Source organism: Syntrophomonas wolfei subsp. wolfei str. Goettingen G311, from assembly GCF_000014725.1.
Classification (GTDB): Bacteria; Bacillota; Syntrophomonadia; order Syntrophomonadales; family Syntrophomonadaceae; genus Syntrophomonas; species Syntrophomonas wolfei.
In genome coordinates, this window is sequence record NC_008346.1 from 1579588 (window position 1) to 1593674 (window position 14087).

Sequence of the window (14087 nt, forward strand, 5' to 3'; positions counted from 1 at the left end):
CTCTTTCTGCTTGTGTCACTAAATCTTTGAACTGCGCCATTATTGTATTAAAAGGATTTAAAGGCCAATTAACGAAATAATTAGTCAACGCAATTAGTAGTTATATGGGGGTTGCGATGTGAGAATTATTAGATTAATGGCAATTCTACTATGCCTTTTTGTTATCGTTCCTTACGGATTAAACTATTTAATTCTTCCAGGCCAATGCCATCCAAATGCCGCTTATTATCAAGGTGAATGGTTTAACCGTGTTCAAACTTCAGATGGTATCCAATACGAAACATTAAATAGATGGGCTCATTATTATGGAAAACACGGTTGTGAACCCGAGTATGATAACTGTCCATATCGGGGCATACTTGGGCAATACCATTTATTGTATGATTACATTCAAGAACCAAAACCTTGCCCAATTAAATTGCTTTATAATTAAGGTTTTATGATATCTCCTGTGTCGCTTCTTTAACAGACTGCACAGCATTAACAAAAAGGCGCGGTAAAATGGAATGTCTGCAGGGTTAACCCTCTCCTCCACCGGCTTCCCGCCTACCCATAACAAGAAAGCCGCGGTCGGTAGCCTCTAATAGTTCAAGCTGATGGAATAACGTTGAATCATAAACGTCGGTGAATTTAACAGATGAGAACCCGGCTTCCCTAAGCAGCCTGGCTGTTTCGTTCTTGTCATAAAACCTTCGCAAGGTGGTGATTTCCTGCCTGCCGCCATCTTCTTCAAATACTTGCTCCCTTTTCTCCATCGGTCCTCGCATAGTCCTCCTATCAGACAGCCTTATTTGTTTTGCCCCCAGGTTAAGATATCTTTGCTGCCACTTACCCTCAATGGCAGGATTGTGGTAAATGGAAGGAAAGAACATATCCATCAACAGAACGGCTCCATCGTTCATCGAACTATATATATTCTTCAAGAATGAAAGGGCATTTTCATAACTTAACAGATAATTGAAAGTGTAAAAAGTTACAAAAACCCGGTCAAATCTTTCGGGGATAGACGAATAAACAAAGTTATGGTTTAGTAGTCTCAAGGCCCCGCTGTCACAAAAACTTGCCAACTTATTGTGGGCCAGAGCCAGCATTTCATGGGAAATGTCCACACCGACAACCGAGGCTCCGGATTCTAGTAATGGCTTCAGTACTCGCCCGGTTCCGCAACCGATTTCCAACACTTTTAATCCAGGTTTAATCAGGCACAAGTAAACTTCAAAATCAGCCTCAAAACCGGCAACATAAGCATCGTAACACTCAAATCGTTTTTAAGAAATTCGACCCCATGAATAATTTCATTTAACTGTAAAAATATTTGCATTAAATATATCATAAATCAATTGGTCTTCGTTAAGAAGCTTCGTATCCTTATATTCCGAATATTCCCCTTGGGAACAACTCATGCTCATCATCCGCTGCCTCTTTACTTTACCGCCAGCCGCGTTAATAATTAGAGCCTTTCATTGCACAAATTTAATGCTTGACACTTAACTTTTAGTTTGTTTAGAATGTATTAAACGTTGTTGATGGTAAATGTCGTTACATGCTGGGCGGCTAAAACATAGCTTCTTATCATGACAGAATGCTATTATTAGGCACGACCAATTCAACTGGTGGGGAAGGGGTGATTAAATATGCTATCTCAGGAAAAACTCATCTTTAGCAACACCAAAAGCAATCAGCAGATGAGAAATATGCTCCATGCGTTTTTGGTGATTATGGTAATAGAAATGGTTGTTGCCATAATAATTGTTCATGTCCTAACCACCAGCATATCAAGTTTTTTGATAATATCCGGGGTAATCGTATTTGCAGAACTATTTTTAGTATTTTATTATATTGCACCGCTGTTAAAATCAGCTCATTTGTTGGGGAAAAATGGCCTGACTATTCGCCTGGGCAGATATTTTAAAACAACTGTTCCCTGGAAAATGATTGAGAAAATTGAACCGGTATTGATACAGGTGTCAACCAGGGATACCCTTGGACTTATACTATTTAGAAAAGATGAAAACCTCTATTGTATGGCAACCAACCAGTCCGCGTATATTGTTTCTTTGAAAAGTCCCATACTGGTTAAAGTAAAGGACAAAGATAATCCCAAGAGTAAAAGAGGCATGGTTACATCAATATTTATCAATGTTGATGATAGCGAAGCATTTGCTAAAGCACTCAAAAATTATATAACCAATCATGATACCAAAGAAGAAATGACCCAAGAATCTGCGTTGGAAGAAAAAACTCCGGTATTTAGTCCGAATAGTATCCGGCATTTCGATGCGCCCGTCCAGACCCGCACCGGTATTCCCCTATTGGAACTGCAAAACATCTCGTATCAATACGGAAATCATAAAGCAGTAGATAACTTGAGCTTAATCGTTCAGAAGGGTGAAATCTTTGCCCTTTTAGGCCCCAATGGCGCAGGCAAATCCACCACCCTAAAAATGCTAACCGGGCTGCTGAAGCCTAAAAGTGGGCACATCCTGCTTGATGGACAAGATATCTGGGCAAAAGGCAGCGAGTCCACACGGAAACAAATTGGCTATGTGCCTGATCAACCGATCCTTTATTTCAGGCTCACTGCCAAAGAACATCTCTACTATAGCGGGAGATTATTGGGTTTAGAAGAATCTATTTTAATGGATCGAATCAATCATCTGCTGGAGTTATTTGATCTGCTGCCATACCAGGAGCAAATGATTGAAACATATTCTCAGGGAATGCAAAGGAAGGTTTCTATGTGTCTGGCCTTGCTTAACGATCCCCAGCTATTAATTGTCGATGAATTGACCAACGCTTATGACGCAAAAACCATCGCGGTAATTAAGAAAGTTTTCAAAGAGAGGAAAGCGGCTGGAAAGACTGTGCTTTTCTCCGGTCATGTGATGGCGGTGATGGAGGAATTGGCCGATTATATCGTTATCATCCAAAAAAGTATTTGCTATGCCTCAGGAACTATGGCAGAACTAACGGCTCAATATGGCAACAGCAACTTGGAAGATTTGTTTTTACAGCTAACTGATGCCCAAATTAATGACCAGGTGGGATAATCTATGACTTTCAGTACTTTGTTTTATATGAGAATAAAGCAAGGACTTAACAGCCTGTTTATCTATTCTAAAAAGGGCTGGGGGCTGGTATTGTTCGAGCTTATGGGGTTAGTAAGCATTATCTATGCGGTAATGTACAGATATTTGTATACCGAGGAAACTTCGCTGATATTATTCCTGGCTTTTATCATTTTACTGGGTTACAGTTATTTATCTGCGGAAAAGTATTTGTCGGGTGCGGAAAACCGCTTTGATTTATTGACAGGAATCCCGCCCAATAAAATAATATGGGCCGTTTATGGCCAAGTCTTTTTAAAAAATATAAGTGCGGTGTCCTTATTTCCTTTAATTCTAATAGCTGCCACCAAAACCATTTCACCATGGCTCATACTATTAATATTTTTTGTCTTCCCCGCTGCCACCACGCTGGTCGCCTGCCTGTTTAATATCTTGATAAACAGGTATTGGAAAAGAATTGGTGGGTTTTTTTACCTTTTGTTTTTACTTTTGCAGGGCGGGGGTACTGTGGCTATCCTTGGTTTTTTGTTAGCCGACCATAACCTTTCTTTTGTCACACTCAATAATCTTGATACTATCTTTATCATTCTTATACTTGGTAGCGTCTCCCTGACTATTCTATTCTTTTCCTCAACTATATCTAATTTATGGAAGGAAGCCTATTTACAGAATGACTCAATGAATAAAAATAGACTGCCGTTTATAAGGTTCAGGCGATTTTCCCGCTTATTCGCAAACTCTTTTATTGCTAAAGAATGGTTTCTGCTATGGCGCAACCCGGTTACCAAAATACGTCTGGTTGTGTGGGTGGTCTTCATTATTATTTGCAGTTTTACCGCACTCAGATCATATTTACATGATCTAACCCTATTTCTAATTATATCCCTGGCCATATGGCTTTTCTGCTATGGAGAGATGCCAGCCACCGCCTGGCAGAATGAAGGTGAGCAAAAATCCTTCTATTGGCTTAGCGGGTTCAAACCATCCCACTTGATTGCCGCCAAAATCGCTGCCTTCCTCCCACTAACGGTATTAGGTATACTAACGGTACTATTTTTAGGATTAGTAATTCAATTAAGTTTTTATGTAATTCTACAAAGAGCGGTACTAGTTTTTTTGCTGGTTTTGGCAGCCATTATTATATCTCTGGCGATAGCCTGTCTCGGACATAACGGTTCCAAGCCTACGATTAACGAGCCGATTATGGAGCAGGTTCCATTGACAATAAGCGCCATTGCAGCTGTCAGTATTGAATTCAGTTTTTGTGCTGTTGTTTTATTGCCGCTGCCCTGGATTCTTCTTTTCTCAATAACCATTCCAACGATTTGTCTGATTGGCCAGGGAATGTGGTTAAGCAGAATTTATTATTCAATTGGTTTTGAAGGTAGGTAGAACAGAAAGAAGCCTTTTGCCGTCCACCAGGCCGCCCTATTAAAGTACAGTGTTTTTGGGGAAGGATTAAGACAATGACAACAGAAGTGAAAGCAATAGCCTAAAATGGTAAACTATTTTAAAAGCATGGTCAGGAGGTAAATAGTTTGGAACAGGAACGCCTTTTGCAGGCTCGTGATATTATGGTAGATGCTTTTGGTCGCGTATATGCCATGTTCGGTATGCCGGAAGTGGTAGGGCGCATCTATGGCTTGCTGTTTTTTTCCGAACAACCCTTGGGGCTGGAAGATATTGCTTCTGAGTTGGAAGTAAGCAAGGCTACGGTTAGTATACACATCCGTTTTCTCGAAGGTATGAAAAACGTTCGCAAGGTATGGGTAAAAGGAAGCCGGCGGGACTATTATGAAGCAGAACGGAATACGGGCAAAATAATGACTGAGCACCTGCAAAGCAGTTTCATTAATGAGCGGGAGATAACTTTAGAAGCAGCGGGACGCAGTCGGGAGGTTCTGAATGATTTGAGGCAGTCTTCAGATCCGGCAATCTTGCAGCAAACCAGTCTTTTCGGCCAATACCTGGACAACCTGGAGGAAGATTACGAATGGAGCCTGCAGTTTTTTAAACAAATGGTGGAAGCCTGGGATAAACGCCAAAACAGATAAGTGGGGACAAATATTCCCTTATAGTTATAGCTAATAATGGCTTGCTTGCGATTCTATTGCAAATTAAGCTGCCTATAAAGAAAATATGGGCCACTAGCAAGTATGAAAGCTATATGACGGATTGGGCGTATTAGATTGAAAGAGTATCGGAGGATGGGGGTAATATTAATGAATCACAGAAGGTTGGGGCAGCAATTATGGTGCGGTTTATTGATTGTAGCGTTATTAGCGATGGCCGGCTGCCATGCCGGGTCATCAACTGGATACAAGGATTCTAATTCTGGTGCAATTGCTTTAGCCCAGGAGTTTGCACCTTATAAGGAAATTTCAGTGCAAGATACAGCTATAGTTAAGCCTTATAAGGTCGCACCTGATTTATCCAATGTGATTAACGCTGAACGCTTCGATTTTTCGGATAATGTTCAGGCAGCATTAGTCAAAAATGGTTTTGTGGTACTTCCCGCTATGGGCCACGAGTTTTTCATGACCTATGAGCTTAACCGTTATGATAATGTACCTAATCTCATTACCACGGACGCAGTAGTCCACAATTATCATCTCTTTTATTCCCATTTGTTGCAAAATGTTGAACAGCAAGTTTTGATACCGGAATTAAAGAAATTAAATGCAAATCTAATGCAACGGGCGGAAACGGATTATAAGGATTTTAAGGGCACTGACTGGGAAAATGCGGCTCGCCGCAATCTGGCTTTTTTTACCGTAGGCAGTAGACTGTTAAATCCTGATACCCGGATCCCAGCTGCAGTCAAGGCCGAGGTCGAACAGGAAATCAGTTTAATTAAAAAGCATGATTCTACTGAACTGTCACCGGTTATGGCTATGGGGACCAAACCGGATTTGATAGAAGGTTTAAAAGAAGATTATACCCAGTATATTCCCCGTGGTCATTATGCTAAAACAGATGATTTGAAGCAATATTTTCAGAGTATGATGTGGTACGGACGAATTACCTTCCGTTTAAAAGATGCTGACGAAACTCGTTCAGCTATTCTCATGACCCTGGCTTTACAAAACGGTATTGGTGCCCGGGAATGGGAAAAAATATATTCTACTACCAATTTTATGGTAGGCAAGAGTGACGATATTGGTTACCACCAGTATGCCGAGCTGCTGGAACAGGCTTATGGCAAAAATCTAACTCCCAAGAAGATAGCCGTAGATAGCCAGGGTTTTGATAAGTTTCGCCAACTAGCCCGGGATTTGGAGCCACCGGTTATAAATTCGATTCCTATATTTGATGCTACTATCCAACCGGATCGGGATAAGGAAGTCTTAGGATTTCGCTTTATGGGACAAAGATATACTCTGGATGCTGAGATTTTCCAGCATTTAATTTATCGCGAGGTAACAGAAAACCCGGCGGGTGAACGGCGTATGTTGCCCAGTGGTCTTGATGTTCCGGCTGCCATGGGGTCCAGCACCGCTGAAACTATATTGAACAAACAAGGGGCTTTTGAGTTTAACAAATACAGCACCAATATGGCAAAAATGCAAAAATATATTGCCGGACTTAATGATGAGTGGCACCAAAACCTGTACTGGTCATGGTTATATACTTTGCTGCCGCTTACCGCAGATAAACCCGATGGTTATCCTTCTTTCATGCTTAATAAGGCCTGGAATCATAAAGAACTGGCAACTTTTTTGGGCAGCTGGGCCGAGTTAAAGCATGATACTATCCTGTATACCAAGCAAAACTATGCTGAAATGGGCGGCGGTGGCATGGAGGAAATTGATGACCGAGGTTATGTTGAACCCAATCCTCATCTATATGCCCGGTTGGCTTCCCTTACCGCCATGACCCGTGACGGTTTGAAAATGCGTGGTTTAATAGATCAAAAGGATAGCCAAAACATGGATCAACTTTATGAACTGGTTTTGCAACTGAAGGTTATTTCCGAAAAAGAATTGGCTAATAAAGCCCTGACTGAGGAAGAATACGAACTGATTCGTACTTTTGGCGGACAGCTGGAACATTTCTGGTATGAGGTTTACCGAGGCGATGGCCTGGAAAGCCGCTCGCAAATTTCCGACTTCCCCGCTATGCTGATTGCCGATGTGGCTACCAACCCTCCGGCCGAGGTTCTGGAGGTTGGTACCGGTTATGTAGATAATATTTATGCAGTAGTACCGGTTGCCGGTACTTTGCGGATAGCCAAAGGTGGGGTTTACTCCTATTATGAATTCCCCTGGAATGCAGCAGACCGGCTAACTGACCAGAAGTGGCAAGAGATGATATATAACGATAAAGCCCCGGCTCTTCCGGAATGGACGGCTAATTATCGCATTAAAGGAACGGCTTCCATAAATTATTCCCAGGATTAATTAAAAAAATAGGCGCTAAAAACCTGGTTGTTTAGTAATATTTTCGATATAGAACTCAATTAATTATCGAGAGTGAGGAGTCAGGAGTTAGGGGTGAGGATGTTTCCCTGCCAACGATAACCTATTTTCGTCCGAGGCAATCCTCCGGGTATGAGGGGTCAATCAGAATGAAGCCGGTTTTGTGGAAAAAAATTGTTGGTGTACTAGCAGTAGTATTCGTGCTACTGCTAGTAGCTTTCCTTTTCTTTGCAGACAATCCGGAACAGCAGGCAACTTACGACCTGAATCATGATGGCATTATGGAAAATTATCATCTCGCCCGGGGAAAACTAACTGTTACTCAGCCCAATGGCATCAACTGGAGTTCCCCATCGGAATGGAATGTTCAATCCTTTGCTCTGGATGATATAACTGGAGATGGAAACCCGGAACTGGTTATGCTGCTGTGGAAACAGGGCAGCTTTGACCGCCATAAGCCGTTATGGCAAAAGCAGGAAAAGAATAACTATAGCTGTCATTTATTTGTGTATCGACTAATTGAAAATAAATTAATACCCCGCTGGTGTTCATCTGCTCTGGATCGGCCAATAAAAAGTTTTACCGTCAAGAAAGACTCTTCCGGTAAAGCTTTTTTAGCCATAGAGGAAGGCTATTGCAGTACTTATTGTTTCGGTCGACCTATAATTTGGGGGAAAGAACATAGTAATTGGACCTGGAAACAATGGGGATTCTATCGTATTTGACAAGATGTAGTTATTGTAATTGACAGATAAAAACTACTCTCATTTTATAACTCTAGCAGAAATGATTTCAAGATTAAACCGCTAAAATCTATCGTTTCCGCTTGGAATTGATTAAGAAATCATACATATCTTCCAAATCTTTAAATCCCATTTGTTTAGCCTGCTGTTTTGCCGTCCCGGTTAAAATAGGAACCCCATCTCCATGATTATGGATGTAGGTTTGCCAGAAGTTACCGTTTATATCGGTGCCGTTCCATTTTTTTGTATTTATTTGTTGCAACCCTATCCTTTTTGCGATTGATTTAATATCGCCTGTTGTAAACTGGTATGGCATTCCGCAATTACCTCCATTACTTGATCAATATCAGTAAGTCTTGCAATTCTACGGAGGTATGGATAATGATGTTTGCGGTTTTCAATTTGCCTGAAAAAATCAACTCGGTTTAGATAATCCTCTGTATAATCCATAAGATTTTCAGCCAGATCCTTTAGTGCACTGATTAATGTGGAACCCTCTCCGTGAATTAATAATTCATCAATAGAAATAGTATAACCCTGACCGTCCAGATCTTCCTCTATGGTCGGATTAAACTTATAGCCTCGGTCGAGAATTTCCTCAAAAATATCGGTAGAAATAATGGAAACCTTTTCATGATTTAAACTTTTGAAATTTCTGGTTATAGTTTCATGTCCTTTAGCGGCCTGACGGACAATATTGGGGAAATCTTGTTTGGCAAGACTAATAGATTTTTCTTCCAGCATGTTCATTACCTCACCGCCTCTATTCTATATAATAAAATTATAGAGTAATATGACCATATAATCCACAAGTATAATTAATTATATGCTTATTAATATTAAGGAGCTACTAGCGGGTGTGCAAGCTACAATCTTGCAGGTATATTGGGAATAGCATGTTCTGGTTTGGGAGAAATAGAGGAAATGCAGCCTTTTTTATGCTGTCGGATATGCTGTCATGGTTTGGCCTTCATCAACAGCAATTCTGATATTATCCTTTTATACTTCTGCCAGAAATAAGCCAGGGAGCTGGAAATGGCTCCACCATTTTTTTGCTATTAACTCGCGATACTGCTACATGAATAGCTTCAGTTCGCTCCAGGCCGTTCTCCCGAAACAAAGCAGGCAGGGACATTAGAACTTCGAAGTCTAGGGTATAGATCACAAAATCCATAACGGGATTGATGGACAAAAGAGCCTTTATTTCGCTGCCTATCCTGGGAGAACCTACTATAAAAGCTATGTCCGGCACTGGCAGCTTATCCGGGATACCATTTTCCAGAGACTCAACGATGGTGACGTTGTTCAGATCAAATTTCTTAACATTCTCCTGCATGGTATTCCGATCCCTGCGGTCATATTCCACAGCAATGACACTGCCCTCAGCAGCAATCATGGCGGCCTCCACCGCGATACTCTCACCTGAAATTATACATATATTATCCTGGTCCCCCAGATTGAGCTTATTCATTATAACCGCCCGAACTTCCCGGCATACATACTGCACCGAGCCGCAGGAGAAACGGCTGTTCTCCATACCTATATGATAATTCGTGGCAGCGTTAGGATTCAGAATCAACATAGCTGCAGAGGCATTAATCCCGCGGTTAATCATGTCTGAGACCTTGTCGTGCTTGATCTCGCCGGATGGTTCTGAGCCCTCATTGTACCAGATATCACAGTCCCCCAGTTCCGCATTCCACATATCGTAGAAGATATCCGGATGTCCGGCATCCGTAAAAACCAGCACTGCCCGGTTGCTCATAACGGTTGGAATCAGGTTCTTATTCTTCCCTGTAATGTCCAGCATCTTCAGTTTTGCCAGGTTAATCGGGGCGTTCTTTGAAAAATACTGAAGCCAGGATAAAATGACCTCATTAGTAAACATGGTTTGTTCCACAGGCAACCCCCCTTTTACAGCTATCATACCATATTTTAGGATTTACTTCCAATCTCTGCAGTAACTTAAGCACCGGTATGTTCCAGTAAGCGTTCCCATTTTTGATCCACATAGCTCTGCGCTTCTTCAATCATCCACTCATTGCCTTTCTGGAACATGTGGCGGAATCTACCCTGAGGACGGAGAAAGTCTTCCACGGGCAGCTTTCTCTTCGGTATATAGCTCAGACGCCATACTCCCTCCTCTACTTCGTAAAGGGGCCAGACGCAGGTATCCACGGCCAGCTTAATGATCTCCGCCAGCATAGCCATGGGGTAGTCCCATCCGCGAGGACATGGGGACAATATGTTCAAAAAGCAAGGGCCCTCAGTATAAATGGCTTTGTAAGACTTGCTGTGCAAATCCCTGAAATTGCCTACAGGGGCAGTCTGAGCCACATAGGGGATATTATGAGCAACCAAAATCTCCGTCAGATCCTTTTTATTCTGTTTCTTACCCTGCCCTACAGAACCTACCGGCGTAGTAGTCGTGCGGGCAAAACGAGGCGTTGAAGATGAACGCTGGATTCCGGTATTCATATAAGCCTCGTTGTCATAGCAGACATAGACCATATCATGACCGCGTTCCATAGCTCCTGACAGGGATTGAAACCCTATATCATAGGTGCCGCCGTCACCGGCAAAGGTAATAAACTTGACGGTTCCTTCCACCTTGCCGCAGCGTTTCAAAGCATTATATGCTGCTTCCACTCCGGAACAGGTTGCCGCAGAGTTCTCAAAAGCAGAATGAATATAGCTATCCATATAGGCAGTGTAAGGATACATAAAGGTGGAGACCTCCAGACAACTGGTAGCATTAACCACCACTGCCCGGTCCTCTCTATCCAGGGCACGCAGAACCCCCGACACAACAACCCCGGTGCCACAGCCGGCACAAAGCCGATGCCCTCCGGTGAGACGGGTCGGTTTTTCTACTTCCCGCTTCAGGTTATATACCGTGCTCATGCTGTCTCCTCCTCTCTTGACCTCTGTCCCATATGGGTATATACCGGGTGGGTTTCACCGGTCCTAGCAATATCCGCCAGCCGGCCGAAGACTTTTTCAATATCCTCGGTCTTTACGTCACGGCCACCCAGACCGTAAACAATATTAATCATATAGGGGCGTTCCTTAAGATCATATAAAGCGCTGCGGGTCTCGGCAAATAAAGGACCGCCGTTGGCCGAAAAACCCTCGGACTTATCCATAACGGCTACAGCCCTGGTGCCCGCCAACGCTCGGGCCAGTTCCTCGCCGGGGAAAGGACGGAAAACTCTGATTTTAACCAGCCCTGCCTTTATTCCATTTTCCCGCAACTTGTTGATCGCTGCTTTAGCCGTTCCCGCAGTGGAACCGATTAGAACCAGAGCCAGCTGGGCATCCTCCATCCTATATTCTTCAAACAAGCCGTAGCGCCGGCCGGAAATCTTTTCAAACTCTGCGGCTACCTCCAGTATGCGGGACTTGGCCGCCTTCATGGCCTCAGCCTCCTGAACCTTATGTTCCATGTAATAGGCACTCACATCATATGGTCCTACCGCCAGCGGATTTTCTTTTTTGAGCAGGTAATGTTCAGGGTTGTATTCCCCGATGAACTTACGCACCACATCCGTTTCCAAAAGCTCTATATTCTCTACGGCATGACTGGTAATGAAACCATCCATACAGCTCATCACCGGCAAGCGTATGTTCGGGGTCTCGCCGATAGGCATAGCCATTATAATATTATCGTAGGCCTCCTGATTATTCTCAGCGTAGATTTGAATCCAGCCGCTATCACGGGCTCCCATTGAATCGGAGTAGTCGTGGTTTATGTTAATTGGCCCCGAAAGAGCCCGGTTGACACAGGCCAGGGTAATCGGCAAGCGGCATGAAGCCGCCACATACAAAAGCTCGTACATCAGGGCCAGTCCACAGGATGAAGTAGCACTAACGGCTCTGGCTCCTGCTGCTTGTGCCGCAATGCACACGGACATCGAACTATGCTCGGACTCCACGGCTACATATTCAGTATTCACCTCGCCGTTGGCTACATAAGCAGCGAAGTATTCAGGAATTTCTGTGGAGGGAGTGATAGGGAAAGCTCCCATGACATCAGGATTTATCTGCTTCATGGCATAAGCTACAGCCTCGTTGCCGGAAAGACGGCTGCTCATATGGCCACACCTCCCATCACCATGGTAATCGCCGGGAAGGGACATACATTCTCACAGATGCCACAGCCCTTGCAGTGCATATAGTCGAAGTCCAGACGTTTCCCGTCCTTCACCGGAATAGCACTGTCCGGACAGAATGGAATACAAAGCATACAGTGTTTACATGCTTCCTCGTGAAATACAGGCGTATTGGTTCGCCAGGTACCGGTATTGAAGTCCCGGGCGGTTCCTGCTTCGTAGATCTCCCCACCGGGGGTTAGATCCTGCCAGGGAGTAAGCTCATTGATATCTTTCGCCCGAATCATCCTAGCTGTACCTCCTCCATGGATTTTTTCAGGGTTGCCATGTTCCCTTCGATAAGCTGGGGCTTGTCAGCAAATTTATGTTTAAAGGATTCTTCAATGTTTGCTAAAAAACGCTCGGTTTCCAAAACTCCGCTCACCTTAACCGCAGCCGCCAGCATAGGGGTATTCGGGAAGTTTGTGCCCAGAACATCTTCCGAAATGCGGCGGGCATCAACGGTGCAGACCTTTCCGGTCCATCCTTGCAGCCGGGGGCGTATCTCCTGAGGAGAACTGGGAGTATTAATGATTATCGCACCGCCATCCTTTAGTCCACCGGTAACATCAACGCTGTCCAGCAGAGTTTCATCCACCACCACCACATAGTCCGGATAGTAGATGTTGGAATGGATAGTACAGCGTTTTTCACTAATGCGGTTATAAGCCGTAATAGGGGCTCCCATGCGTTCTGGCCCATACTCCGGGAATCCCTGAACAAATTTTCCTTCCAAACCAGCCACATCCGCCAGCAACAGGCAGGCCATCTTGGCTCCCTGTCCGCCCCGGCCATGCCAGCGAATTTCTACCATATTATTGCTTGCCATTGCTCTTTCCTCCAGTCAATATGATTGATCTAAAATTGAATAAAACTAAAAAGGCTTTCGTCCCATAAAGGGACGAAAGCCATAAGACATTCGCTATACCACCCATTAGTACGACATACCATCATATGCGTTCCCTGTGACGGGGGAAAACCGTCGGAGCCTACTGGATTACTCGTTCGGTCCGCAGCTCAGGAGTGATTTTCGGGTTCAGACTACTGGTACCGGGCTTGCACCATCCCCGACTCGCTGCAACGTTCACCTCGAAACGTACTCTCTCCGTCAATGCCTTTAAAATTTTAAATTATAAATTAATATACCCACTTGATTGCTTTTTGTCAATATCTTAATTAAGTCATTCAATTCTTGCAGTCATTTCATTCTTAAATGCCACATTCACCAAATTTGTTTAACCAGGCCATACATAATTTGTGGTTCTACATAATATTACATTGAGCAATATCAAAAACAATACTTTGTTGATTAAAGTATTACACAATGCGGCTTACCGGTAGCACAACTGGTACCAGGCAATAATGAACTCAAACCGGGAGTTCCTTGAGTTGATTGAAGAACCCGTCTTTTGACCGGGCGTATCCATCATAAGCACCAATTCTTGAGCTTTTCGTATAGTTGCGTCTTTCAAGATCTGCCGGTAAAGCAGCAAACGATTCAAATTCAAACCATCATTACTCATATAATCACTGCCCTCATTAAGCAATTAATCCTGTTATTTATTCTAGCTGATTATGCTTTCCTTTTCAGCTATTACACGGTTTCCGATACGGTAGCGTATGTGAGATACCTGATATCGAGGCTGCTTTCGGTCCTCTCAAATTCAATAGGGAGTTCGGGGTTGACCCAGTTGAAAGTTTTATTAC

Annotated in this window: 14 protein-coding genes and 1 pseudogene; 6 read left to right on the plus strand and 9 right to left on the minus strand. The window is 43.4% G+C overall.

Annotation, left to right across the window (positions count from 1 at the left end):
* Positions 1–118 precede the first annotated feature (118 nt).
* Positions 119–433: a hypothetical protein gene (locus tag SWOL_RS14325; RefSeq protein WP_155814163.1), complete on the plus strand. Its 315-nt coding sequence runs from the start codon at positions 119–121 to the stop codon at positions 431–433.
* 85 nt (positions 434–518) lie between these two features.
* On the opposite strand, the pseudogene SWOL_RS07065 reads toward SWOL_RS14325, so the two are convergent.
* Positions 519–1214: pseudogene (locus SWOL_RS07065) on the minus strand (class I SAM-dependent methyltransferase); the annotation flags it as partial.
* A 420-nt stretch (positions 1215–1634) separates the two neighbouring features.
* Here SWOL_RS07065 and SWOL_RS13565 point away from each other — a divergent pair.
* The 5 genes from SWOL_RS13565 to SWOL_RS07090 all read left to right on the plus strand — a co-directional run bounded on the left by SWOL_RS13565 (position 1635) and on the right by SWOL_RS07090 (position 8211).
* Positions 1635–3050: an ABC transporter ATP-binding protein gene (locus SWOL_RS13565; RefSeq protein WP_049750111.1), complete on the plus strand. Its 1416-nt coding sequence runs from the start codon at positions 1635–1637 to the stop codon at positions 3048–3050.
* 3 nt (positions 3051–3053) lie between these two features.
* The gene (locus tag SWOL_RS07075; protein ID WP_011640774.1) at positions 3054–4460 is read left to right on the plus strand and encodes a hypothetical protein; all 1407 of its coding nucleotides are present in this window, start codon (positions 3054–3056) and stop codon (positions 4458–4460) included.
* A 146-nt stretch (positions 4461–4606) separates the two neighbouring features.
* Entirely contained in the window at positions 4607–5122 is a 516-nt protein-coding gene (locus SWOL_RS07080) for a GbsR/MarR family transcriptional regulator (RefSeq protein ID WP_011640775.1), read from the plus strand.
* Positions 5123–5290: 168 nt separating this feature from the next.
* Positions 5291–7468 carry a DUF3160 domain-containing protein gene (locus SWOL_RS07085; protein WP_011640776.1) on the plus strand — a complete coding sequence of 726 codons (2178 nt, stop codon included), beginning with the start codon at positions 5291–5293 and terminating at the stop codon, positions 7466–7468.
* A 167-nt stretch (positions 7469–7635) separates the two neighbouring features.
* Entirely contained in the window at positions 7636–8211 is a 576-nt protein-coding gene (locus tag SWOL_RS07090) for a hypothetical protein (protein WP_011640777.1), read from the plus strand.
* An 88-nt stretch (positions 8212–8299) separates the two neighbouring features.
* Here SWOL_RS07090 and SWOL_RS07095 read toward each other — a convergent pair whose 3' ends face one another.
* The 8 genes from SWOL_RS07095 to SWOL_RS07130 form a co-directional block, all read right to left on the minus strand.
* Positions 8300–8491: a hypothetical protein gene (locus SWOL_RS07095; RefSeq protein WP_041427461.1), complete on the minus strand. Its 192-nt coding sequence runs from the start codon at positions 8489–8491 to the stop codon at positions 8300–8302.
* Positions 8492–8493: 2 nt separating this feature from the next.
* The gene (locus SWOL_RS07100; protein WP_041427462.1) at positions 8494–8979 is read right to left on the minus strand and encodes a hypothetical protein; all 486 of its coding nucleotides are present in this window, start codon (positions 8977–8979) and stop codon (positions 8494–8496) included.
* Positions 8980–9220: 241 nt separating this feature from the next.
* Positions 9221–10129 carry a bifunctional cobalt-precorrin-7 (C(5))-methyltransferase/cobalt-precorrin-6B (C(15))-methyltransferase gene (locus SWOL_RS07105; protein ID WP_011640779.1) on the minus strand — a complete coding sequence of 303 codons (909 nt, stop codon included), beginning with the start codon at positions 10127–10129 and terminating at the stop codon, positions 9221–9223.
* Between the two features lie 65 nt (positions 10130–10194).
* A complete protein-coding gene (locus SWOL_RS07110; RefSeq protein WP_011640780.1) occupies positions 10195–11133 on the minus strand; it encodes a thiamine pyrophosphate-dependent enzyme in 939 nt (312 codons plus the stop codon).
* A complete protein-coding gene (gene porA / locus SWOL_RS07115; protein ID WP_011640781.1) occupies positions 11130–12323 on the minus strand; it encodes a 2-ketoisovalerate ferredoxin oxidoreductase subunit alpha in 1194 nt (397 codons plus the stop codon). The genes SWOL_RS07110 and porA overlap by 4 nt, the downstream gene beginning before the upstream one ends.
* Entirely contained in the window at positions 12320–12628 is a 309-nt protein-coding gene (locus SWOL_RS07120) for a 4Fe-4S binding protein (protein ID WP_011640782.1), read from the minus strand. Before SWOL_RS07120 ends, porA begins: the two co-directional genes overlap by 4 nt.
* Positions 12625–13209, minus strand: coding sequence for a 2-oxoacid:acceptor oxidoreductase family protein (locus SWOL_RS07125; RefSeq protein ID WP_011640783.1), 585 nt, complete (start codon positions 13207–13209; stop codon positions 12625–12627). Before SWOL_RS07125 ends, SWOL_RS07120 begins: the two co-directional genes overlap by 4 nt.
* Positions 13210–13711: 502 nt before the next feature.
* Positions 13712–13927 (minus strand): hypothetical protein, encoded by a 216-nt coding sequence (locus tag SWOL_RS07130; RefSeq protein WP_207635274.1) that lies wholly within the window; start codon positions 13925–13927, stop codon positions 13712–13714.
* Positions 13928–14087 lie beyond the last annotated feature (160 nt).

Excerpts from the sequence above, each read along its gene's own strand:
- SWOL_RS07110 (WP_011640780.1), bottom strand. The coding sequence starts at position 11,133 with ATGAGCACGGTATATAACCTGAAGCGGGAAGTAGAAAAACCGACCCGT.
- SWOL_RS07100 (WP_041427462.1), bottom strand. The coding sequence starts at position 8,979 with ATGAACATGCTGGAAGAAAAATCTATTAGTCTTGCCAAACAAGATTTC.
- porA (WP_011640781.1), bottom strand. The coding sequence starts at position 12,323 with ATGAGCAGCCGTCTTTCCGGCAACGAGGCTGTAGCTTATGCCATGAAG.
- SWOL_RS13565 (WP_049750111.1), top strand. The coding sequence starts at position 1,635 with ATGCTATCTCAGGAAAAACTCATCTTTAGCAACACCAAAAGCAATCAG.
- SWOL_RS07120 (WP_011640782.1), bottom strand. The coding sequence starts at position 12,628 with ATGATTCGGGCGAAAGATATCAATGAGCTTACTCCCTGGCAGGATCTA.
- SWOL_RS07090 (WP_011640777.1), top strand. The coding sequence starts at position 7,636 with ATGAAGCCGGTTTTGTGGAAAAAAATTGTTGGTGTACTAGCAGTAGTA.
- SWOL_RS07085 (WP_011640776.1), top strand. The coding sequence starts at position 5,291 with ATGAATCACAGAAGGTTGGGGCAGCAATTATGGTGCGGTTTATTGATT.
- SWOL_RS07075 (WP_011640774.1), top strand. The coding sequence starts at position 3,054 with ATGACTTTCAGTACTTTGTTTTATATGAGAATAAAGCAAGGACTTAAC.
- SWOL_RS07125 (WP_011640783.1), bottom strand. The coding sequence starts at position 13,209 with ATGGCAAGCAATAATATGGTAGAAATTCGCTGGCATGGCCGGGGCGGA.